Below are 20,816 nucleotides of genomic sequence, written 5' to 3' on the forward strand. Positions count from 1 at the left end.
GGACGGCAAAAGCGCCCCCACCCGCACCACGCCAGTGCACCACCCAGGGACGCCCGAGCCGAGGGCCCGTCCCGTCCCCGACACACGGGGACGGGAACGGGCCCTCGCCCCGTTCCGACCCTCGCCGCACGACAGGACCTACCCGGCCCCCGTCGCACCGGGCGTCCCCGTCGCGGCCGGATGTTCCCGCACGAGCGCCGCGACCTCGCCGTCGTACGGACTCGCCGCACACGGCACGCCATCGATGGCACGCACCCACGTCGCGAGCCGAATGCTGGAGATCAGCCACAACCCGTCACCCGCACGCAGGTCGTCGACCGAAAGCCGCCCGAACTCGCACTCCCACCCGGCCTGCCGCGCCGCCGTGAACAGACCCCTGAGCGCGATGCTCGCCAGGATGCCCAGGTCGGGGGAGGGTGAGCGCAAGGTACGCCCCTGGGCCACCACCACGGCGGCCGTCGGCGCCTCCAGCACCGTGCCGTCCTCGGCCAGGAAGATCGCGTCGTCCGCGTCGTGACTCCGTGCCCAGCGCTGCGCGGCCATGTTGATCGCGTACGACAGGGACTTGGCGCCGGTCAGCAGCCAGGGCGCCCGATCGGGGGCGGCGACCACCGTCCCCCGCGTCAGGGTCACCACCCGCACGCCCCGCGCGCGGGCGCGCCGCGTACCGGCCGGGACGGGATCGACCAACACGTACCCGGTTTCGGGGCCGCCGCCCTCGGGGCCGCGGGTCAGAATGAGCCGGGCGTAGCTCTCCCCGGCGGTGCCGTGCCGGTCGATCGCGACGGCGAGGCAGCGTCGCCAGGCGTCGGCGTCGGGCGCGCGCAGCCCGAGCGTGGCCGCGGATCGGGCCAGGCGCGCGAGGTGTTCGTCGAGGTGCCACGGCCGGCCCTCGACGACGAGCAGCGCCTCGAACACGCCGTCGCCGCGCAGGGCGCCCAGATCGTCGGCGCGCAACAGCGGCTCGGCGCGGTCGGCGACGGTACCGTCGAGGCGCACGAGGGTCCCGTCGGCCGCGGGCTCCCGGCCCCGGTCCGCGGTCATCGCAGCGCCGCCGAGGTGAGCGTCAAGGTGCCCGCGCCCGCGTCCAGTTCGGCCTCGACGCCGAGCGGGACGGTGAGCTGGGGGCGGCCGTGGCCGAAGTCGAGCCCGGCGAGCACCGGCACACCCAGGTGCGCGAGCCGCTCGCGCAGCACGGCGGCGACCCTGTCGGCCGGCCCGCAGTCCGTCCAGGTGCCGGCCACGACGCCGGCCGCCCCCGCGAACCGGCCCGCCCGCAGCAGCTGGGTGAGCATGCGGTCGATCCGGTACGGCTGCTCCCCGGTGTCCTCGAGGAGCACGATCGCGCCGGTGGCGGTGGGCGCCGACTCGGGGCAGCCGACGGCGGCGGCGAGCAGGGTGAGGGTGCCGCCGGTGGTGACCCCGCGGGCGCGGCCGGCGACGAGGCAGTGGGCCCGGGGGGAGGCGAAGACCAGGGCGTCCTCCGGGGCGAACAGGGCCGTCCGCAGGTGGGCGAGCGTGCCGTCGTCGGGGACGCCGGCGGCCGTCACGAAGCCGGCGGTGGCGGGCATCGGCCCGAACAGGGTGGCCACCCCCAGCCGGGTGGCGAACGCCTGATGCAGCGCGGTGACGTCGCTGGACCCCAGGAGGATTTTCGGCTCCGCCTCGGCCATCAGGTCCCACCGTAGGTGGTCGAGCAGGCGAGTCGCGCCGTAGCCGCCGCGGGCGCACACGACGGCGGCGATGTCCGGGTCCCGCCAGGCGCGCTCCAGATCGCGGGCCCGATCCCGATCGGTGCCGGCGAGATGCCCCGGCGCGATCTCGTCGAGCGCGTGCTCGCCGACCACCACGTCCAGGCCGAGGCCGCCCAGCACCGCGCACCCGGCGCGCAGCCGCTCGGGATCGGCCGGGCTACAGGGGGACACCACGGCGACGCGATCGCCGCGCCGTAGCCGCCGAGGCCGGCGCAGGCCGGGTCCCGCACCCGGCGCCGGCTCGGGCGCGACCGGCGCGGCGACGGGGCTCACCGAGTCCACGGCCCGCCACCCTCCGGACCGGCCTCGGCACCCGGCCCCATCGCCGCCGCGACCGCCTCGACCGCCTCGAAGAACCGCACCGGGTTCCGATCCGCCCCGTCCGGATGGAACCCGTCCGGATGGAACTCGAAATGCAGGTGGGCGCATTCGCGCGGGACGGGCAGCCCCGTCGCCACGGACCCGCCGGTACAGCCCACGAAGCCGAGCACGTCGCCCGCGCGCACGACCAGCCGGTCACCGCAGGCCACGTCGGCCGGAAAGGCGTCGCCGGTGGACCGCAACGAGGTGCCCAGATGGAAGTACCGGTAGTCGGCCCCGCCGCGACCGCTCAGCAGGACCCGGTTCCCCGCCGTGCTCCAGCCCCGGCGCCCGGCGTCCACCGAGGCCGAGCGGTACTCGGCGACGCCGTCCTCGACGGCGATCACGGGATGGCCCACGGCGGCCCGCAGATCGATCCCCCGATGGACATGGCCGTTGCCGCGCGCGTACCGCCAACCCCCGCTCCCGGCCTCGCCGTCGTCCGCGCCCACCAGATCCGGATCGTCCGCGAACGCGGGCCAATCCAGGTCGTGCAACGGGAAACAGAGCCTGCCGGATGTGGTCCCGCGGGGCCGCGTCCGCGGCCGCCGGCCGCGCGACGGGGTCCGGCCACCGGGCGTGCGTGCGCTCTCCATGCTGTGCATCCTGCCCGCGACGGCCCGTACGCACCGTCGGGACTCGCCCCTTCGGGTGATCCCCCGGATGCTCCGGTCGCACCGGCCGGCCGGTGCGTGCGCCCCACACACCGGCGGCACGCGGCTTCGCGTCCTCGGCGGATCGGCCGTCGGCCGCGCCGGCCACATGCCGTCCCACGCGCCGCCGGCCCGCCCGTATCGCACGGAACTGCGGTTGCGTGACCCATGGGGCAGGCAGAGATTGGAGGTGGTGTCGCCGAAACGGGGGCATCCGCACGGTTGGAGGATCGTCATGGCCATTCTCATGCAGATCGACCTCGTGGGCGTCAAGAAGGAGCAGTACGACGCACTGTCCGCCCGGGTCGAGTCGGGCGAGATACCGGCGGACGGCTGTCTGGCGCACGCGGCGATCGTGACGGGCGACGGGGTGCGGGTCGTCGACCTGTGGGAGTCGCAGGCGGCGATGGACACCTTCACCGCCAAGATGATGCCGGCGGCCCAGGAACTGGGCTTCCCGGAGGGCTCGACCGCGCCGCAGGTCAGCGAGGTGCACAACTATTGGATCCCGGGCGCGTAGAGCGCCGCGCGAACGCCGCCGCGCGAACCGGGTCGGGCAGGCCACACCCCGCCCACGGCGGCTCCGGCCGGCTCAGCTCGCCCTCGGCGAAGCGCTCGTTCCCTGGATGTCCACCTTGTCGCCGTGTGCCGCCCCGATCCTGATGTTGACCACCAGGAACTCGCCGCGCGTCCCGCACGGCAGGCACAACCTGCCGCGGCCCGCCCGGTAGACCTCGTGCAGATCGGTGCGGGCCGCGGGGCTCCTGGGACTCAACGTCGCCGTCCACCCCATCGGAGCCGCGTCCGGCCCGGGGTCGTAGAGGCGCTCCTCGTCCGCGTCCACGACCGCGTGCACCCGGATGCGCTTCCCGTCGGGCAGGACGACGGTCGCCGATCCCTCGTGGTCCTTCATGGTTGCCAGTGTCGTCCGCCGGGGTCCCTTCGGCACGCCGACACGGCTTTGATCCGACGCCGGGATGCCATTGTCCGAAAATGGACAACCTGAAGCGATCGTACGACCACATTCGGTCGCATCGCTGAGGTGCGAGGGTCAACCCGTCTGCGGGGTCAGCCACACGTAGACGTACTCCGGCCGGCCCGTGCCGCCGTAGCGCGGCTCGCGCGAGACCAGCCGGCGCGAGGACAGGTGGTCCAGGTAGCGGCGGGCGGTCGGCCGGGAGATGCCCACCGCGTCGGCGATGTCCGCGGAGGAGGTCTCGACGCCGGTGCTCAGCCGGGCGACGATCGCCTCGAACGTGGCCGGCGCCAGGCCCTTGGGCAGCGGTGACGCGTCGGAGGTGTGCCGCAACGCGGCGAAGGCCTGGTCGACCTCCTCCTGTCCGGTGGCGGTGGGCGCGTCGGCGGCGTCGCCGATCCGGCGGCGGTACTCGGCGTAGCCGTCGAGGCGCTCACGGAACGCGGCGAACGAGAACGGCTTGAGCAGGTACTGCACGACGCCGAGCGACACCGCCGACCGCACCAGCCGCAGATCCCGTGCCGAGGTCACCGCGATGACGTCGGCCTCGTGGCCCTGGGCGCGCATGGTCCGGCACAGGTCGAGGCCGTGCAGGTCCGGGAGGTAGAGATCGAGGAGGACGAGGTCCACCCCGCGGGTGGACAGCAGTCGCAGCGCCTCGGCGCCCCGGCCGGCGACGCCGACCACCTCGAATCCCGGCACCCGCCCGGTGAAGACGACGTGTGCCTCGGCGAGTACGGGATCGTCCTCGACGACGAGGGTGCGGATCACGTGTCCTCCCGTTCGGATTCGGTGGTCGGAGTGGGCCGGGCGAGCAGGGCGGGTTGGGCGGGCAGGGCGGGTTGGGCGGGCAGTCGTACGGTGAACACCGCGCCGCCGCCGTCCCCCCGGGTGACCTCCACGCTGCCCTGGTGGCGCGCGACGATCGCGCGCACGAGGGCGAGGCCGAGGCCGCGGCCCTGGGATCCGTACGCCTCCTTGGTGCTCCAGCCGCGTTCGAAGACGCGGGTGGCGAGTGGCTCGTCGATGCCGGGACCGCTGTCGGCCACCCGCAGCAGCAACCCGCCCGCCGGGGTCGGGATCGTCTCGACGGCGACGTGCACGGTCCGCGGCGGCGGCGCCGAGACCGCGGCGTCGATGGCGTTGTCGACCAGGTTGCCGAGCACGGTGACCAGGTCACGCGGCTCGAACCTGGCGGCGAGTGCGTCCAGCGGGTCGGCGGCGCCGACGTCGGGTGAGGGCTCTCCCGTCACCGTCAGCTGTACGCCGCGTTCGGCGGCATGCGCGTGCTTGCCGAACAGCAACGCGGCGAGCGCGGGTTCGTGGACGGCGGCGGTGAGTTCGTCCGCGAGGTCCTGGGAGGCGGCCAGCTCGCCGGTGGCGAATCGGATCGCCTCCTCGCCGCGGCCCAGTTCGACCAGCGCGACGATGGTGTGCAGTCGGTTGCCCGCCTCGTGGGCGGACGCGCGCAGTGCCTCGGCGAACCCGCGGACCTGGTCGAGTTCGCCGACCAGGGCCCGCAGCTCGGTGTGGTCGCGCAGGGTGGCGACGATCCGGCCGTCGCGCCCGGTCGGGCTGATGTTGACCGCGAGCGCGTGCACGCCGCCGAGGTGGATCTCGTCGGTGACGGTCCGGCCCGCGGCGAGCGTCCGGGCCAGGGTCTCGTCCAGGCCCAGCGCGCTCACGTGGCGCCCCTCCGAGGACGGCGGCAGGTCGAGCAGCCGCACGGCCTCGTCGTTGGCCAGCACGAGACGGCCGTCGGCGTCGACGACGACCAGGCCCTCCCGGACGGCGTGCAGGACGGCGTCGTGGTGCTCGTACACGCGCCGCAGTTCCACCGGACCCAGGCCCAGCGTCTGCCGGCGCAGTCGCAGGTGGACCGCCATGCTCGCCGCGCAGGCCAGCGCGAGGGCGGCGCCGGCGACGGCCAGGACCAGCGGGATGTCCTCGCCGACCAGGGCGTCGACGCGCTGATCGGTGACGCCGACGGAGACCAGGGCCGCCGGGCGGCCGCCGGGACCGCCGGGGACCGGGACGACGGCGCGGACGGACGGCCCCAGCGATCCGGCGTACCTCTCGGTCGAGGTCTCGCCGCGGGCGGCGGAGGCGATGTGGCCGCGGAAGGTCTGCCCGATCAGCGTCGGGTCGGGGTGGGTGAACCGAACGCCGTCGACGGTCATCACCACGACGAAGTCGACACCGTTCTCCTTGCGCACGGCCTCGGCCATCGGCTGCAGGCGGGCGGTGGGGTCGGCGGAGGCCACGGCCTCGGCGATGCCGGGGGCGCGGGCGAGCGTGCGCGCGACGTCGAGCGCGCGTTCGCGGGCGGTCTGCTCGCCGGCACGGCGCACGCTGTGGACGGCGACGCCCGAGCCGGCCGCGACGAGCAGCAGTACGAGGGCGAGCTGCCACAGCAGTACCTGCCGGGCGATGCTCTGGTGGGGCATGCCCGAATTATCAACGGACGTCGGGGCCATCTCGCAAGGCACCCACTGCCCGGTTTTCACCTGATTACCGACGATTCTCGCCGATTGTCGCCATGCACGTAATGCGCGTAACCGCGAAGCGACCGCCGGGGCGCGCCAATCTACGACGCGTAACGCGATGTTTCCCCGACGTTTCCGCCACGCCCGTCCGACCGGGCGGCCGGACTCGTCGTCCCGGCAGTGTTCCCGTCCGCCGGTCGGCACCGTCGCACTCACGGCACCGCCCCGCCCCGCTCATTCCATCGCTCCGCTCACCACCGCTCTCAGGGAGGCCCGTCATGTCCCAGGCCACCGCGACCGACAGCGTCGCCGGTTCACCAGACCCGACGCCCGCCGGGGCGCCGCCCGCGCGCCAGGCGTGGTACTCGCGTTTGTACGTATGGGTCCTCGTCGGCATCGTCGCCGGCATCGTCGTGGGGGCCGCCTGGCCCGCCACGGGGGAGGAGCTTCGGCCGCTGGGCGACACGTTCGTCAACGCGATCAAGATGATCATCACGCCGATCATCTTCGTGACCGTGGTGACCGGCATCGCCGGCGTCGACAGCCTGCGCAGCGCGGGCCGCATCGGGTGGAAGTCGCTGCTGTACTTCGAGGTGCTCACCACCATCGCGCTCATCCTCGGGCTCGTGGTCATGAACGTGCTGCGCCCCGGCGACGGCGTGCACGCCGATGTCGGCTCGATCAAGATCTCCGAGACGGCCCAGAACTACATCGACAAGGGCGAGTCGCAGACCTGGTGGCACTTCCTCACCGATCTGGTGCCCAGCAGCATCGTGGGCGCCTTCGCCGACGGCGACGTGCTCCAGGTGCTGTTCTTCGCGGTGCTGTTCGGCGTCTCGATCAAGCTGGTCGGGCGGCCTGCGGCGGGCGTGGCGGCCGGTGTCGAGAAGACCGGCCGAGTGCTGTTCGCGGTGCTGCGCATCGTGATGTACGCGGCGCCGGTCGGTGCCTTCGGCGCGATGGCGTTCACGGTCGGCAAGTACGGGGTCGACACGCTGACCAGCCTCGGCAAGCTGGTGGCCATCTTCTACGGCACGAGCCTGTTCTTCGTCGTGGTGGTGCTCGGCGTGGTCATGGCGATCATCCGGCTGAACATCTTCCACCTGCTGCGCTACATGAAGGACGAGCTGCTGATCGTGCTGGGCACGTCCTCCAGCGAGACCGTGCTGCCTCGGGTGATCACGAAGATGGAGAACCTGGGCGTGCCGCGGCAGGTGGCCGGCCTCACCGTGCCGAGCGGGTACTCGTTCAACCTCGACGGGACCTGCATCTACCTCACGCTCGCCGCGCTGTACGTCGCCCAGGCCACCGACACGGCGTTGTCCATGGGGCAGCAACTCGGCCTGATCGGGGTGCTGTTGCTGACCTCCAAGGGTGCGGCGGGGGTGACGGGTTCGGGGTTCATCGTGCTGGCCGCGACGCTGTCCACGGTCGGGCACGTGCCGGTCGCGGGCATCATGCTGGTGTTCGGCATCGACAAGTTCATGAGCGAGTGCCGGGCGCTGACGAACGTGTGCGGCAACAGCGTGGCCAGCCTGGTCGTCGCGGCCTGGGACGGCGTCCTGGACCGGGATCGCGCCCGCAAGGTCCTCGCGGGCGAGCCGGTGGAACCGATCGAGCCGCCGGAACCGATCGATTCGGCCGACCGACCGTCGGCCGTGACGGGCGCTCCGGTGTCGCTCGGGAAGGCACCCGTCGGCGAGCCGGTGGGCGCCGCGCACTGACGCCCGTCCACGAGGGAACGCACGTGGCCGCGAACGCGCCCACGTGCGTTCCCTCGTCGGTACCCGTCGGGCATGGGCCGCCCCATGTCTGCCATCAGGATGACTCTCGGACCCGATTCGGCTCGCCCGGCCGCGCCTATGAAGCGAAGCCGAAGGCGTGGGTCACAGTCGTTCCTGTCCCGACGGGCACCGTCGGGACAGGGTCGACGCGCGGTCCGTTCGGGTCGAGTTCGCCGGCCGGCCCCTGTTCCACTTCCACCGGTTGAGAGGCGATCACCATGACGGATACCCACGTCACCCATCCGCCGCAGGCGGCGACCCAGCTGCGCGAACTGGCGATGAGCGCCGTGTCCGCCGCCGCGGTTCGGGCCGCGCTGCGCCTGGGCATCCCGGACGCGCTGGGCGACACCCCGGCGAGCGTCGACGAGCTGGCGAGCGCGGTACGCGCCGAACCCCAGGCGCTGCACCGGCTGTTGCGCGCGTTGGCGTGTCACGGCATCTTCGCGGAGGAGCCCGACGGCCGGTACACGCACACCGAGGCGTCCCGGCTGCTGTGCGCCGACGCGCCGCGCAGCATGCGCGACGTCGCGCTGTGGTCCACCGAGCCGTGGACCTGGGAGGTGTGGCCGCACCTGGACGAGGCGGTCCGGACCGGCAAGAGCGTCTTCCCCGGTCTGCACGGCAAGCAGTTCTTCGACTACCTGCACGAGGACGCGCCGGAATCGGCGGCGACGTTCGACCGGGCGATGACCCAGTCCAGCAAGCAGTCCGCCCAGGACGTCACGGCGATTCTCGACCTCACCGGAGTGGACACCGTCGCCGACATCGGCGGCGGGCAAGGGCTCGTGCTGGCCACCCTGTTGGAGCGCAATCCCACCCTGCGCGGAACGCTGCTCGACCTGCCCGGCGTGGTCGCCGCGGCCGACCCCCGACTGCGCGAAGGCGGCGAACTCGCTTCCAGGGCACGGCTGGTGGGTGGCGACTGCCGGGTGGACATCCCGATCCGGGCCGACCTGTACATCATCAAGAACATCCTCGAATGGGACGACGACAGCACGGCCCGGACGCTGCGCAACATCGTCTCGGCGGCGACGCCCGGGGCCCGGGTCGTCATCATCGAGAATCTCGTCGACGAGACCGCCTCGATGAAGTTCACCGCGGCCATGGACCTGCTGCTGCTGATGAACGTCGGGGGCCGCAAGCACACCAAGGACAGCCTCCTGACCCTGATCGAGCGGGCGGGCCTGTGCGGCCGGGACGTGCGCGCGGTGAACCCGTCGCTGCACATGTTCGAGTGCGCCGTGCCCGCGTGATCCCACGCCGAATGGCTACCGAACGTGACGAGTTGTAGCGGTGAGGTAAACATTCGAATGCTCCGCGCGAGTGAAGACGGCCGTGATTTCCGCTCGACAGGCCCACTGGAGGTCCTCGAATGCAGTCACGTCGGTCGCGGGGTCGGGAAAGGCGGTCGATGGTGATTAAGGCGCCTCGCCGATCCCCGTTGCCGATGCCCGTCGGCAGTCTCGCGAAGCGCCGGAAGGATTACCACAATGCGTCGTGTACGCACTCTTGTCGCCGGTTCCGCCCTCGGCTTCGCCGCCCTGACCCTGGCCGTCCCGGCCGCCTACGCCGATGGGCAGCCGGCGCCGCACAACGCGCCTGCCGCCGAGAACGGTAGCGGCGAGAAGTCCCATTCGTCCGAGGGGAAGTGGACCCCGGAGAAGGAAGCCGAGAAGAAGTACGAGGAGTCGGACAAGGGCGGGGAAGGCTCCTACGAGAAGTCCTCGCACGAGAAGTCCTGGAAGGACCACAAGAGCCCGCACGGTGGCGTGCACACCGGCATCGGTGGCGCGTTCCTCGATGACGGTGCCGCGCTCGGTACGGGTGCGGCCCTGATCGCGGGCGGTGTCGGCATGGGCGTGTACGCGCTCCGCCGTCGTCCGAGCGCGGTTGCGGCCCAGGCCTGACGGTCGCCGTCGGGCAGCACAGCAACATACGCCGTGGCCACCGCCCTTCCACGGGGGCGGTGGCCACGGTCACGTCGTCGTCGGCGCGACGCCGTCCGGCCGCGCCGGCCAGACAGAGAGGCATCGTCTTGCACGACTCGGCACCGCCCATGGAGAACGCCGAACCACCGGCCGAACGCCGTATCAGCGCCGGTCGGCTGATGCTGATCGCCGTGGCGGCGGTCCTCCTCGGCGTCCTGGTCATCCGGAACCACCTCACCACCGACTCGGGCCCGCCGCCGCAGCCGGTGCCCGCCGCCGCGCAACCCAGCGCCTCCCCTTCCGCCTCCGCGTCCCCGTCCGCCTCCCCCTCCGCCGGCCGCCCGCCCGCGACACCGGTGGAGAGTCCCTCCGGACCGTTCGCGATGAAGTCCTCGAAGCCGGTGCGCATCAAGATCCCCAAGATCAAGGTGGACGCGCCCTTCACGCCGCTGCACCTGAACTCCTCCGGCGTGCTCAACGTCCCGCCCGCGGCGGATCGCAACCTGGCCGGCTGGTACGCGGACGGCGTCACTCCCGGCGCCCTCGGCAACGCGATCGTGCTGGGCCACGTCGACACCAGCCTGGGCTCGGCCGTCTTCTGGGGGCTCGGCAGTCTCAAGGCCGGCGACAAGGTGGAGATCTCGCGCACCGACGGCAGCGTCGCGAAATTCGTCGTGGACTCGGTCGAGTCGTTCCCGAAGGACGACTTCCCCGACGCGCGGGTCTACGGAAAGACGCCCGACGCCCAGCTGCGGCTGATCACGTGCGGCGGCGTGTACGACAAGAAGGCCAAGGACTACACGGACAACGTGGTCGTGTTCGCCCACCTGCTGCCCCCCGCGTAGCCCGGACAGCCCAGCGGACCACGCCGCCCCCGTGGCCGGAGCGCCCCGAACACCTCGAACGCACCGAACGCACTGCGGCCGGCTCCGAATCCCGGAGCCGGCCGCGGTGTGCGTGTGCCCTATCCGTCGACCTCGCCGCGCACCCCGGCCTCGGTGCGGGCCGCCACCGTGTGCAGGACCGCGATCAGCGCGTCCTCGGGGTCGGGCTCGGCGGCCGGGACGCGCCAGGCCACGAAGCCGTCGGGACGCACCAGCACCGCCCCCTCGTCGGTGATCCCGTGCAGGATCGCCCAGTCGACGTCCGGCTCGGTGACCAGGTCCACGCCCGCCGACTCGGCCTCGGTGCCGATCCGGTACACCGTCACCGGCACCCGGAGCCGTTCGGCGGTGGCGGCCGCGGCGCTGCGCCACGCGTCCCCGGCCGGGCCGGCGCCGACCAGCAGCACGAGCGAGGTCTCGTACAGATCGAGTGTGGACACCCGGGCGCCGGCCCGGCGCAGCCACAGGTGCGGGGCCCGGCTGCCCGGCTCCCCGTTCGGCGGTTGGAACCGTTCGGGCAGCAGCGGCTGTTCCGGGTCCGTCCCGAGCACCGCGGCGGACGCGTAGCGGTAGCCCAGGACCACGCCCAGGACACCCGGCTGCTTGCCGCCGCCCACCGGCGGCGCGGCGTACCCCGGGTGGCTGTGTTCCGCCGACCGGGTGGACGCCCGCGCGGCGGTGGCCCGCGCCACGGGGCGGCGTTCGGCCTCGTAGGTGTCCAACAGCTCGGCGCCCGCGTGGTCGTTCAGGACGGCCGCGAGCTTCCACGCCAGGTTGTGCGCGTCCTGGATGCCGGTGTTCGAGCCGAACGCCCCGGTGGGCGACATCTCGTGCGCGGAGTCGCCCGCCAGGAACACCCGCCCGGAGCGGTAACGCTCGGCGACGCGTTCCGCGGCGTGCCACGGGGCCTTTCCGGTGATCTCCACGTCCAGGTCCGGTACGCCGGCGGCGGCGCGGATGTGCTCGACGCAGCGCTCGTCGGTGAACGCCTCGATCGGCTCGCCCCGGTCGGGGTGCCACGGCAGGTGGAAGACCCAGTGCTCCCGGTTGTCCACCGGCAACAACGCGCCCTCTCCCTGAGGGTTCGTCAGGTAGCAGACGATGAACCGCCGTTCGCCGACGAACTCGGCCAACCGCCGGGACGCGAAGGTGACGCTCACGTTGTGGAAGAGGTCGCCCGGGCCCGATACCTCGATGCCGAGCTCCTCGCGAACGGGACTGCGCGGCCCGTCGGCGGCGACCAGGTAGTCCGCGCGCACGGTGTGCCGCTGCCCGTTCAGCCGGGTCTGGACGATCGCCGTCACGCCGTCCTCGTCCTGTTCGAACGAGACGAGCTCGGTCCCGAAGCGCAGGTCGCCGCCGAGCTCTCGGGCGTAGTCGACGAGCACCGGCTCCAGGTCGTTCTGGCTGCACAGGCACCACGAGCTCGGGCTGAACTTCGCCAGCCCGCCGCCGGGGTCGATCTCCTTGAACAGCCACTCCTGCCGGTCCCCGGCGATGGTGTCGGCCTGGAGGATGCCGTGGTTGTCGGCCAGGACGGCGGAGGCGGCGCGGATCCGATCCTCGACCCCCGCGGTGCGGAACAGCTCCATCGTGCGGACGTTGTTGCCGCGGCCGCGCGGGTGCCGGGAGGTGTCGGCGTGCCGTTCCACCAGCATGTGCGGCACGCCGAGGCGGCCCAGGAACACGGAAGTGGACAGCCCGACCAGCGAGCCTCCCACGACCAGGACCGGTACCCGCTGTTCGATCTCGGGGTTCATCACTTCTCCTGCGTAGGCGAGGACTACGGACGCGCGACCGTCCTCGTGGACGGCCGTGCTCCGTCGGTGTCCTCCTTTTCCCGATGTTCCACGGTGAGCGATTCAGACGGTCGAATGTCACTCATATGCTACTAAAAGATGCAGAGTGTGACGATTCGCCGCCACGCTCGGAGTCGAGGCCGGGTCCCGACGGAGGGATCGGTCGGGTGTCTCGGTGCGACCACGCGGTATGCGCGGCGCACCGTGTCTCCCTCGCGTCCACGCACCCCGGCCGGCGTCGGCGCGACCCGGGCCCCGGGATTCCTCCCATCGGGCATCACCAGGCACGCCGGATCCCATGAGCAAAGGAATGACATGGAAACCCTGGTCCACCCCGCAGCACCCGCCGCCGTCGACACGGCGAAGCTCCGAGTGCTGCTCATGCTGGAGATCCACGAAGGGTCGGAGCAGCGCTTCCTCGAGGCGTACGAACACATCAGGCACGAGGTGGCCGCCGTGCCGGGCCACCTGCGCGACCAGTTGTGCCAGTCGATCGAGGACCCGACCCAGTGGCTCATCACGAGCGAGTGGACCGGCAGCGCCGAATACCTGGCCTGGGTGGACAGCCCGGAGCACCAGCTGATGGTGCAGCCGCTACACGGCTGCGTGCGCGGCACGCGGTCGCTGCGCTTCGCGGTGGCCCGGGAGACCGACGTGAGGGCGGGCGGCGTCACCACGAAGGCCCCGAAGCGGGCGGCCGCCGGCAAGTCGAAGGCCGGCCCCGCCGACAAGGCGCGGGTCGCGGCCAAAACCACCCGTGCGGACGCACCGAGCGTGGTCCGGTGCGCCCTCACCTTCACGGTCAAGCCCGGCAGCGAGGCCGAGGTGGCCCGCATCCTGGCCGGCTACAAGTCGCCGAAGGCGCGCGTGAACGCCACGACGTCGCTGCGGCACACCTCGGTGTTCATGCTCGGCAACCGCGTCGTGCGCGCGATCGAGGTCGAGGGCGACCTGCGGGCCGCGCTGCGCCACGTGGCCGAGCAGCCGCAGGTCCGGGCCGCCGAGGAGGCGCTGAACCCGCACCTGGAGGAGGCGCGCGACCTGAACGACTCGGAGGCCGCCCGCGCGTTCTTCATGCGGTCGTCGCTGGCGGAGATCTACCACCTGACGGCGCCCGAGCCCAAGTCCGGGAAGCAGCAGAAGACCACCCGCCGCGCGTTCCTGTACCCGGTCCGGCACGGCAGCGGCGAATCCGCGGCGGCACTGCTCAAGCGCCGCGACGAGCAGGCGATCGCGTCCGCCTCGGGGCCGATCGCCTGCAGCTCGGTCTTCCTGCGCGGGGACACCCTCGTCCGGGTGCTCGACCTGCGCCGCTCGCTGGACGACGACCCGGCGCTCGCGCTCGGTATCGACCGCAAGGAATCCGCGGCCCGGCTGGGCCGGCTGCTGGACATCGAGGAAGGCCAGCTGGACACCGACGAGGGCATCCGGCGCCTGCTCGCCACCTGCGAGACCACCCTCGTCACCGACCGTCGCGCCGACCGCGACGCCTGACCCCCCGGGGCGGCGCCACCCGGCGCCGCCCCGCCACTTGGAGGTGGCACGCATGACCACGCAGACCGTACGCATCGTCAACCTCGACGAGATCGAGCCCAACCGCCGCCGGGGCGGTGACCTCCGGGTCATGCTCGGCCCCGCGACCGTGGGGGCCACCAGCGGCTTCATGGGCCTGGCCATCATCGAGCCCGGCGACTCGATCGCCGAGCACTACCACCCGTACTCCGAGGAGTTCATCCACGTCGTCACCGGCTCCATCGAGGTCGACCTGGACGGCACGGCGTACGAACTCCGACCCGACCAGGGGCTGATGATCCCCCGACACATGCGCCACCGGTTCCGCAACGTCGGCCGGGTCCAGGCACGGATGGTCTTCCAGCTCGCGCCGCTGGCACCCCGCCCGGAACTCGGGCATGTCGACACGGAGGGGGTCGAGCCCACCGAGCCCGGGGGAGCGCGGTCGTGAAGCGCCGGGTGGCGGTCACCGGCGTCGGCGTCGTGGCACCCGGTGGCGTGGGCGTCGCCGCGTTCTGGGACATGCTGATGGCCGGTCGCACGGCGACCCGCGGCATCACGTTCTTCGACCCCGCGGGCTTCCGGTCCCGGATCGCCGCCGAATGCGACTTCGACCCGCTCGCGTGCGGTGTCGATCCGGACCGGGCCCGACGGGCCGACCGATACGTGCAGTTCGCGCTCGCGGCGGCCGGAGAGGCGATGCGCGACTGCGGACTCGACCGCGACGCGGAGGACCCCTGGCGCGTCGGGGTGTCCCTCGGCACCGCCGTGGGCGGCACCACCCGGCTCGAACACGACTACACCGCGGTCAGCGGCTCGGGTGGGACCTGGGCCGTCGACCCCCGGAAGGCGAACCCGTTCCTGCACCGGGCGTTCTCGCCGAGCACGCTCGCGTCCGAGGTGGCCGAGGAATTCCAGGCCCGCGGCCCGGTGCAGACGGTCTCGACCGGCTGCACCTCCGGCCTCGACGCGATCGGGTACGCCGCGCACGCCATCGAGGAAGGCCGCGCCGACGTGTACATCGCCGGCGCCTCGGATTCGCCGATCTCGCCGATCACGGTCGCCTGCTTCGACGCCATCAAGGCCACCTCGACCCGCAACGACGACCCGGCTCACGCCTCCCGGCCGTTCGACGCGGACCGGGACGGCTTCGTCCTCGGCGAGGGCGCCGCCGTGCTCGTCCTGGAGGAGCTGGAGCACGCCCGGCGGCGCGGCGCGCACGTGTACTGCGAGGTCGGCGGCTTCGCCACCCTCGGCAACGCGCACCACATGACCGGGCTCACCCGCGAGGGCCTGGAGATGTCCGAGGCGATCGACCGCGCGCTGGCCGACGCGCGGGTCGACGCCGGCGAGATCGACTACGTCAACGCGCACGGTTCGGGCACCAAGCAGAACGACCGGCACGAGACGGCCGCGGTGAAGCGGTCACTGGGCGCGCACGCGTACGCGACCCCGATGAGCTCGATCAAGTCCATGGTGGGCCACTCGCTCGGCGCGATCGGTGCCATCGAACTCGCCGCCTGTGCGCTGGCCATGGAGCACGGGGCGGTGCCCCCCACGGCGAACTACCAGACCCCGGACCCGGAGTGCGACCTCGACTACGTGCCGGGGACCGCGCGCCCGATGGCCCTCGACACGGTGTTGTCGGTCGGCAGCGGGTTCGGCGGCTTCCAGTCTGCGGTGGTCCTGGACCGCCGGGAAAGGAGATCCCGGTGAACATTTCCGCACCCAGGCGGACCGTGGTGACCGGTCTCGGCGTCGTCGCGCCGAACGGAATCGGCGCCGACGTCTTCTGGAAGGCCACCCGGGAGGGCGTCGGTGCCCTGGGCCGGATCTCCCGCGAGGGCTGCGGGGACCTCCCGTTGGCCGTCGCGGGGGAGGTGCGCGACTTCGACCCGGCCGCCACGGTCGAGGAGCGCTTCCTGGTCCAGACGGACCGGTTCACGCACTTCGCGCTGGTGGCCGCCGACCAGGCGCTGGCCGACGCCGCGCTCGGCGAGATGCCGACGTTCGGCGTCGGGGTCACCACCGCGAGCTGCTCCGGGGGCGGCGAGTTCGGTCAACGCGAGTTGCAGAACCTGTGGGGCCAGGGCCCGGGCTTCGTCGGCCCGTACCAGTCCATCGCCTGGTTCTACGCCGCCACCACCGGCCAGATCTCCATCCGTGGCGGCTTCAAGGGCCCCTGCGCGGTTCTGGCCAACGACGAGGCGGGCGGCCTCGACGCGATCGCGCACGCGGCCCGGACCATCCGGCGCGGCGCGGACGCCGTGGTCGTGGGCGCCGCGGAGGCGCCCCTGGCCCCGTACTCGATGGTCTGCCAGCTGGCCTACGACGAACTCAGCCTGGCCACCGATCCCACCAAGGCCTACCTCCCGTTCACGGCGGCCGCCTGCGGATTCGCGCCCGCCGAGGGCGGCGCGATGTTCGTCGTCGAGGAGGCCGAGGCGGCCCGCCGGCGCGGCGCGCGGGTCCGGGCGGTCGTCGCCGGGCACGGCGCGACCTTCACCGGAACCGCCGGCTGGGAACAGTCCCGACACGGGCTCGCGCGGGCCATCCGCGACGCCCTGGCCGAGGCCGAATGCGCCCCGCAGGACATCGACGTGGTCTTCGCGGACGCGCTCGGCGTGCCCGCCGCCGACCACGCCGAAGTGCTCGCCCTGTCCGACGCGTTGGGCGCGCACGCCGCCCGGGTCCCCGTCACCGCGCCCAAGGCCGGCTTCGGCCGCGCCTACTGCGGTGCGCCGGCCCTGGACTGCGCCGCCGCCATCCTCGCGATGGAACACGGCGTACTGCCGCCCACCCCGGGCGTCTTCGACGTCTGCCACGACCTGGACCTGGTGACCGGACGGGCCCGCAACGCGGAACTGCGCACCGCACTGGTCCTCAGCCGCGGCCTGATGGGCTGCAACGCCGCCCTGGTGCTGCGCCGCGGCGACGGCCGGCCCACCCGCCAGGTCCCCACCCCCACCGCACCCGCGGTCCGCACGAAAGGACAACTCCGATGAACGGACCCCTCACCCACGAGGAACTCGCCGCGCTGATGAAGTCCTGCGCCGGCGTCACCGCCGACCCGAACGACATGCGACGCCGACCCGAGTCGACGTTCGCCGAGTTCGGGCTCGATTCGCTCGGACTGCTGGGCATCGTCTCGGAACTGGAGCGCCGCTACCGGTTCCCGCTCGGCGCCGACGCGGACCAGTGCAAGACCCCGCTCGAATTCCTCGAGACGACCAACTCGCAACTGACCTCTGGAGTGTGACATGGCCGGCCATACCGACAACGACATCGTCATCTCGGCCCCGCTCGACCTGATCTGGGACATGACCAACGACGTGGACAACTGGACGGACCTGTTCAGCGAGTACGCGTCGGTCGAGATCCTCGCTCGTGAGGGCGCCAAGATCACCTTCCGCCTCACGATGCACCCCGACAAGGACGGCAAGATCTGGAGCTGGGTGTCCGAACGCGAGGCCGACCGCGAGACCCGCACGGTGTGGGCCAAGCGCGTGGAGACCGGACCGTTCGCGCACATGCACATCCGCTGGGAGTACCACGAGGTCCCCGACGGCGTGCGGATGCGCTGGGTGCAGGACTTCGCGATGAAGCCCACCGCTCCCGTCGACGACGCGTGGATGACGGACAACATCAACCGCAACTCGCGCGTCCAGATGGAGCTGATCCGGGACAAGATCCAGCAGCGCGCCCGGGAGCTGGGGTCGGCCCCCACCGTGCGCACCTGGTGACGCCCGCGTCGTCGACCTCCCGTGCCCGACGACGCACCTCCCCGGCGGGGCCGCCACGCCCGCGGCTCCGCCGGGTCCCACCCAGCGAGAAGGACGAGTCCCCATGCACCGCACCCTGATCGTCGCCCGGATGAAGCCCGATTCGGCGCCGCGGATCGCCGACATCTTCGCCGACTCCGACACCGGCGAACTCCCGCACCTCGTGGGGGTCACCGGCCGCAGCCTGTTCCAGTTCGGCGACCTGTACCTGCACCTGATCGAGGCCGACCGACCACCGGGGCCCGCGGTCGCCAAGGTCGCCAAGCACCCGGAGTTCCGCGACATCAGCGAACGGCTCGCCGTCCACGTCGACGCGTACGACCCGCAGACGTGGCGCACCCCCCAGGACGCGATGGCCCGCGAGTTCTACCGCTGGGAACGCGACCTCGCCTAGCCGGTGCCGTGACCGGACAGGGCCTGGCTCCCTGCGCCGCCCTCGCGAACCCGTCCTGTCCAAGGCCCTTCGTCCAAAGGCCCCTTCGCGCAAGGACCAGTAGTGATGATCGAGACCGACCCCGGACTCACCGTCCTCGACCGACCCGACTGGGTCAAGTGTGGACGCTGCGCCGAACTCGTATACGGCAAGCGCTTCACGCGGGGCCTGCAGGTCTGCCCCGACTGCGGCGACCACGCTCGGCTGACGGCGCGTCAACGGTTGGAGCAACTGCTCGACCCCGGCTCCGAGACGCCACTGGAGGCCGGCCGGACCCCGCACGACCCGCTGGGCTTCGTGGACTCGCGTCCCTACCCGGAACGCCTGGACCAGGCCCGGGCCGTCACCGGGATGCGCGAGGCCGCGCTGTGCGCGCGGGGAACCATCCACGGCCACCCGGTCGTGGTGGCCGCGATGGACTTCCGCTTCCTCGGCGGAAGCCTCGGCTGCGGCGTCGGCGCGCTGGTCACCGCGGCCGCGAACGAGAGCCTGCGCACCCGCGCCCCACTGCTGCTGATCACCGCCTCCGGCGGCGCGCGGATGCAGGAGGGCGTGCTGTCCCTGATGCAGATGGCCAAGACCGCCCAGGCGTTGGCGGAACTCGACGAGGCCGGCGTCCTGGTCCTGTCGCTGATCACCGACCCCACCTACGGCGGAGTGGCCGCGTCGTTCGCGACCCTGGCCGACGTCATCCTGATCGAACCCGGCGCGCGGATGGGCTTCGCCGGACCCCGGGTGATCGAGCACACGATCGGCGAACGGCTGCCCGCGGGCTTCCAGACCGCCGAATTCCTGCTCGAACACGGCATGGTCGACGCGATCGTCTCCCGGCCCGCGCTGCGCACCACGATCCGGCACTTCCTCGCCCTCGACGCGACACGGGACCCGGACCGCGTAGAGACCCCCGCCGGCGCGCCGACCCCCTTCGTTTCCACGGCGAACGAACCCGACGAGGGCGACCCGTGGGAAGCCGTCCGGCTCGCCCGCCACTCCGCGCGACCCACCACCCTCGACTACGCGGGCCGAATCCTCGACGACTTCCACGAGTTGCACGGGGACCGGATCGGCGCCGACTGCCCTGCCGTGGTCGGCGGCGTCGGCCTGCTCGACGGCCTCCCCGTCATGCTGATCGGCCACCAAAAGGGCGGCGACAACCTCGCCGAGCGGCAACGCCGCAAGTTCGGCATGGCGACCCCCGCGGGCTTTCGCAAGGCCGCCCGCCTGATGCGGCTCGCCGCCAAGCTGGGCCTGCCCGTGCTCACCCTGGTCGACACCCCGGGAGCCAACCCCGGGCCGGACGCCGAGGCCAACGGCCAGGCGGTCGCCATCGCGGAGAACCTGCGCCTGATGGCCCGACTGCCGACCCCGATCGTCACGGTCGTCACCGGCGAGGGCGGCAGTGGCGGCGCGCTCGCGCTGGCCGTCGCCGACCGCGTCCTGATCGGCGAGAACGGCGTCTACTCCGTCATCAGCCCCGAGGGCTGCGCGGCCATCCTGTGGAAGGACCCCGCGGCGGCGCCGGCCGCGGCGGCCGCGCTGCGCATGCGCCCCCGGGAACTCCTGCGCCAAGGCGTCGTCGACCACATCGTCCGCGAACCACCCGGCGGCGCGCACACCGACCCGGGCAAGGCCGCCGCACTGCTGCGCGCGGCGCTGATCCGGGTCCTCGACGAACTCCTCCCGATCGAACGGACCCGACTCGTGCGCGAACGCGGGGACCGATTCCGCAGGTTCGGCGTCGAGCCGGACACCCGCACCGAAGGAAGCGCGTGATGACCCCACAGCACGGAACGGCCCACGGGCGCGACACCCACCCCAACGACCGGGACCGCGCGGGACGCCACGTCGGGTACGCGGACGAGCGGTGGGTGACCCCGCTCGACGCCACGCGCACCCCGCACGCGCACCCGCAGGACGAGCCGAGGCAGGGACCTCCGTCCCCGGCCCCGATCCCGCCGCGCTGGATCAGGATGCGGTGCGGCGACACGACCATCGAGGTCGAGTGGCCCGAACCCGCTTCGGCCGGCGCCGCGCCCGTGGTCACCCGCGCGCCCGTTGCCGCCGCGTCCCCCGTCGAGCAGCCGGCCGAGCCCGACAGCGAACTCCGGTTCGTGTGCGCCCCGATGGTCGGCACGTTCTACCACGCGCCCGAGGTGGGCGCGAAGCCGTTCGTCAGCGTGGGGGACATCGTCCGGCACGGCCAGACGGTGGGCATCCTCGAAATCATGAAGATGATGAACACCATCACCGCCGACGTCTCCGGCGAGGTGGTGGAGGTGATCGCGCCGGACGCGCACCCGGTGGAGTACCAGCAGCCCCTGATCGCGATCGAACCGCGAACCGCCGGCCCGGACGGCCGCGCCGACCACAACGGCGGCGACCCGGGCCGGCAGGACCGCAAGTCCGACGACGGTCGGGGCCAGGGCCATGGCGGCCACCACAACCAACGCCGGCGATCGGGGTGA

General features: G+C 72.6%; 21 protein-coding genes. 14 read left to right on the forward strand and 7 right to left on the reverse strand.

The window, feature by feature from the left end; all coding sequences use genetic code 11:
* Positions 1 to 138: 138 nt before the first annotated feature.
* Genes OG928_RS42115 through OG928_RS42125 form a run of 3 tightly spaced genes read right to left on the reverse strand, consistent with a single transcriptional unit; the run spans position 139 to position 2,611 of the window.
* Complete coding sequence (locus tag OG928_RS42115) at positions 139 to 1,044, reverse strand: aminodeoxychorismate lyase (protein ID WP_331767300.1); 906 nt, start codon at positions 1,042 to 1,044, stop codon at positions 139 to 141.
* Positions 1,041 to 2,036, reverse strand: a complete 996-nt coding sequence (locus OG928_RS42120; RefSeq protein WP_331767301.1) for an LD-carboxypeptidase — start codon at positions 2,034 to 2,036, stop codon at positions 1,041 to 1,043. The genes OG928_RS42115 and OG928_RS42120 overlap by 4 nt, the downstream gene beginning before the upstream one ends.
* Entirely contained in the window at positions 2,024 to 2,611 is a 588-nt protein-coding gene (locus tag OG928_RS42125) for a M23 family metallopeptidase (RefSeq protein WP_331767302.1), read from the reverse strand. The genes OG928_RS42120 and OG928_RS42125 overlap by 13 nt, the downstream gene beginning before the upstream one ends.
* Before the next feature lie 391 nt (positions 2,612 to 3,002).
* Between OG928_RS42125 and OG928_RS42130 the strand changes: the two genes are divergently transcribed.
* Positions 3,003 to 3,287: a hypothetical protein gene (locus OG928_RS42130; protein ID WP_331767303.1), complete on the forward strand. Its 285-nt coding sequence runs from the start codon at positions 3,003 to 3,005 to the stop codon at positions 3,285 to 3,287.
* 72 nt (positions 3,288 to 3,359) lie between these two features.
* Here OG928_RS42130 and OG928_RS42135 read toward each other — a convergent pair whose 3' ends face one another.
* The 3 genes from OG928_RS42135 to OG928_RS42145 form a co-directional block, all read right to left on the reverse strand.
* Positions 3,360 to 3,680, reverse strand: coding sequence for a hypothetical protein (locus tag OG928_RS42135; RefSeq protein ID WP_331767304.1), 321 nt, complete (start codon positions 3,678 to 3,680; stop codon positions 3,360 to 3,362).
* Positions 3,681 to 3,818: 138 nt separating this feature from the next.
* Positions 3,819 to 4,514: a response regulator gene (locus tag OG928_RS42140; RefSeq protein WP_331767305.1), complete on the reverse strand. Its 696-nt coding sequence runs from the start codon at positions 4,512 to 4,514 to the stop codon at positions 3,819 to 3,821.
* Entirely contained in the window at positions 4,511 to 6,190 is a 1,680-nt protein-coding gene (locus tag OG928_RS42145) for a sensor histidine kinase (protein WP_331767306.1), read from the reverse strand. Before OG928_RS42145 ends, OG928_RS42140 begins: the two co-directional genes overlap by 4 nt.
* A gap of 317 nt (positions 6,191 to 6,507) precedes the next feature.
* Here OG928_RS42145 and dctA point away from each other — a divergent pair, with 317 nt between their 5' ends.
* From dctA to OG928_RS42165, 4 genes are all read left to right on the forward strand, one after another.
* A complete protein-coding gene (dctA, locus tag OG928_RS42150) occupies positions 6,508 to 7,953 on the forward strand; it encodes a C4-dicarboxylate transporter DctA (RefSeq protein ID WP_331767307.1) in 1,446 nt (481 codons plus the stop codon).
* Between the two features lie 278 nt (positions 7,954 to 8,231).
* Complete coding sequence (locus tag OG928_RS42155) at positions 8,232 to 9,266, forward strand: methyltransferase (protein ID WP_331767308.1); 1,035 nt, start codon at positions 8,232 to 8,234, stop codon at positions 9,264 to 9,266.
* A 237-nt stretch (positions 9,267 to 9,503) separates the two neighbouring features.
* Positions 9,504 to 9,920 carry a hypothetical protein gene (locus OG928_RS42160; RefSeq protein ID WP_331767309.1) on the forward strand — a complete coding sequence of 139 codons (417 nt, stop codon included), beginning with the start codon at positions 9,504 to 9,506 and terminating at the stop codon, positions 9,918 to 9,920.
* A 149-nt stretch (positions 9,921 to 10,069) separates the two neighbouring features.
* A complete protein-coding gene (locus OG928_RS42165) occupies positions 10,070 to 10,786 on the forward strand; it encodes a class F sortase (RefSeq protein ID WP_331767310.1) in 717 nt (238 codons plus the stop codon).
* A 119-nt stretch (positions 10,787 to 10,905) separates the two neighbouring features.
* Here OG928_RS42165 and OG928_RS42170 read toward each other — a convergent pair whose 3' ends face one another.
* On the reverse strand, positions 10,906 to 12,585 hold the full coding sequence (locus OG928_RS42170; RefSeq protein ID WP_331767311.1) for an FAD-dependent monooxygenase: 1,680 nt from the start codon (positions 12,583 to 12,585) through the stop codon (positions 10,906 to 10,908).
* Positions 12,586 to 12,939: 354 nt separating this feature from the next.
* Here OG928_RS42170 and OG928_RS42175 point away from each other — a divergent pair, with 354 nt between their 5' ends.
* The 9 genes from OG928_RS42175 to OG928_RS42215 all read left to right on the forward strand — a co-directional run bounded on the left by OG928_RS42175 (position 12,940) and on the right by OG928_RS42215 (position 20,816).
* Entirely contained in the window at positions 12,940 to 14,118 is a 1,179-nt protein-coding gene (locus tag OG928_RS42175) for a SchA/CurD-like domain-containing protein (RefSeq protein ID WP_331767312.1), read from the forward strand.
* A 52-nt stretch (positions 14,119 to 14,170) separates the two neighbouring features.
* Positions 14,171 to 14,587, forward strand: a complete 417-nt coding sequence (locus OG928_RS42180; protein WP_331767313.1) for a cupin domain-containing protein — start codon at positions 14,171 to 14,173, stop codon at positions 14,585 to 14,587.
* Positions 14,584 to 15,852, forward strand: a complete 1,269-nt coding sequence (locus OG928_RS42185) for a beta-ketoacyl-[acyl-carrier-protein] synthase family protein (protein ID WP_331767314.1) — start codon at positions 14,584 to 14,586, stop codon at positions 15,850 to 15,852. The genes OG928_RS42180 and OG928_RS42185 overlap by 4 nt, the downstream gene beginning before the upstream one ends.
* Positions 15,853 to 15,854: 2 nt before the next feature.
* Positions 15,855 to 17,141 (forward strand): beta-ketoacyl synthase N-terminal-like domain-containing protein, encoded by a 1,287-nt coding sequence (locus OG928_RS42190; protein WP_406292119.1) that lies wholly within the window; start codon positions 15,855 to 15,857, stop codon positions 17,139 to 17,141.
* Positions 17,138 to 17,395 (forward strand): acyl carrier protein, encoded by a 258-nt coding sequence (locus OG928_RS42195; RefSeq protein WP_331767316.1) that lies wholly within the window; start codon positions 17,138 to 17,140, stop codon positions 17,393 to 17,395. The genes OG928_RS42190 and OG928_RS42195 overlap by 4 nt, the downstream gene beginning before the upstream one ends.
* Position 17,396: 1 nt before the next feature.
* Entirely contained in the window at positions 17,397 to 17,879 is a 483-nt protein-coding gene (locus OG928_RS42200) for an SRPBCC family protein (RefSeq protein WP_331767317.1), read from the forward strand.
* A gap of 103 nt (positions 17,880 to 17,982) precedes the next feature.
* On the forward strand, positions 17,983 to 18,312 hold the full coding sequence (locus tag OG928_RS42205) for a TcmI family type II polyketide cyclase (protein ID WP_331767318.1): 330 nt from the start codon (positions 17,983 to 17,985) through the stop codon (positions 18,310 to 18,312).
* A gap of 105 nt (positions 18,313 to 18,417) precedes the next feature.
* Positions 18,418 to 20,124 (forward strand): acetyl-CoA carboxylase, carboxyltransferase subunit beta, encoded by a 1,707-nt coding sequence (gene accD / locus OG928_RS42210; protein ID WP_331767319.1) that lies wholly within the window; start codon positions 18,418 to 18,420, stop codon positions 20,122 to 20,124.
* A complete protein-coding gene (locus OG928_RS42215; protein ID WP_331767320.1) occupies positions 20,124 to 20,816 on the forward strand; it encodes a biotin/lipoyl-containing protein in 693 nt (230 codons plus the stop codon). Before accD ends, OG928_RS42215 begins: the two co-directional genes overlap by 1 nt.

Origin of the sequence: Embleya sp. NBC_00896 (genome assembly GCF_045207785.1) — a bacterium.
Lineage (GTDB): Bacteria > Actinomycetota > Actinomycetes > Streptomycetales > Streptomycetaceae > Embleya.

Coding starts and splice junctions, on each gene's coding strand:
- OG928_RS42115 (WP_331767300.1), bottom strand. CDS start 1,044: ATGACCGCGGACCGGGGCCGGGAGCCCGCGGCCGACGGGACCCTCGTG.
- OG928_RS42130 (WP_331767303.1), top strand. CDS start 3,003: ATGGCCATTCTCATGCAGATCGACCTCGTGGGCGTCAAGAAGGAGCAG.
- OG928_RS42135 (WP_331767304.1), bottom strand. CDS start 3,680: ATGAAGGACCACGAGGGATCGGCGACCGTCGTCCTGCCCGACGGGAAG.
- OG928_RS42145 (WP_331767306.1), bottom strand. CDS start 6,190: ATGCCCCACCAGAGCATCGCCCGGCAGGTACTGCTGTGGCAGCTCGCC.
- dctA (WP_331767307.1), top strand. CDS start 6,508: ATGTCCCAGGCCACCGCGACCGACAGCGTCGCCGGTTCACCAGACCCG.
- OG928_RS42155 (WP_331767308.1), top strand. CDS start 8,232: ATGACGGATACCCACGTCACCCATCCGCCGCAGGCGGCGACCCAGCTG.
- OG928_RS42160 (WP_331767309.1), top strand. CDS start 9,504: ATGCGTCGTGTACGCACTCTTGTCGCCGGTTCCGCCCTCGGCTTCGCC.
- OG928_RS42165 (WP_331767310.1), top strand. CDS start 10,070: ATGGAGAACGCCGAACCACCGGCCGAACGCCGTATCAGCGCCGGTCGG.
- OG928_RS42170 (WP_331767311.1), bottom strand. CDS start 12,585: ATGAACCCCGAGATCGAACAGCGGGTACCGGTCCTGGTCGTGGGAGGC.
- OG928_RS42175 (WP_331767312.1), top strand. CDS start 12,940: ATGGAAACCCTGGTCCACCCCGCAGCACCCGCCGCCGTCGACACGGCG.
- OG928_RS42180 (WP_331767313.1), top strand. CDS start 14,171: ATGACCACGCAGACCGTACGCATCGTCAACCTCGACGAGATCGAGCCC.
- OG928_RS42195 (WP_331767316.1), top strand. CDS start 17,138: ATGAACGGACCCCTCACCCACGAGGAACTCGCCGCGCTGATGAAGTCC.
- OG928_RS42200 (WP_331767317.1), top strand. CDS start 17,397: ATGGCCGGCCATACCGACAACGACATCGTCATCTCGGCCCCGCTCGAC.
- OG928_RS42205 (WP_331767318.1), top strand. CDS start 17,983: ATGCACCGCACCCTGATCGTCGCCCGGATGAAGCCCGATTCGGCGCCG.
- accD (WP_331767319.1), top strand. CDS start 18,418: ATGATCGAGACCGACCCCGGACTCACCGTCCTCGACCGACCCGACTGG.
- OG928_RS42215 (WP_331767320.1), top strand. CDS start 20,124: ATGACCCCACAGCACGGAACGGCCCACGGGCGCGACACCCACCCCAAC.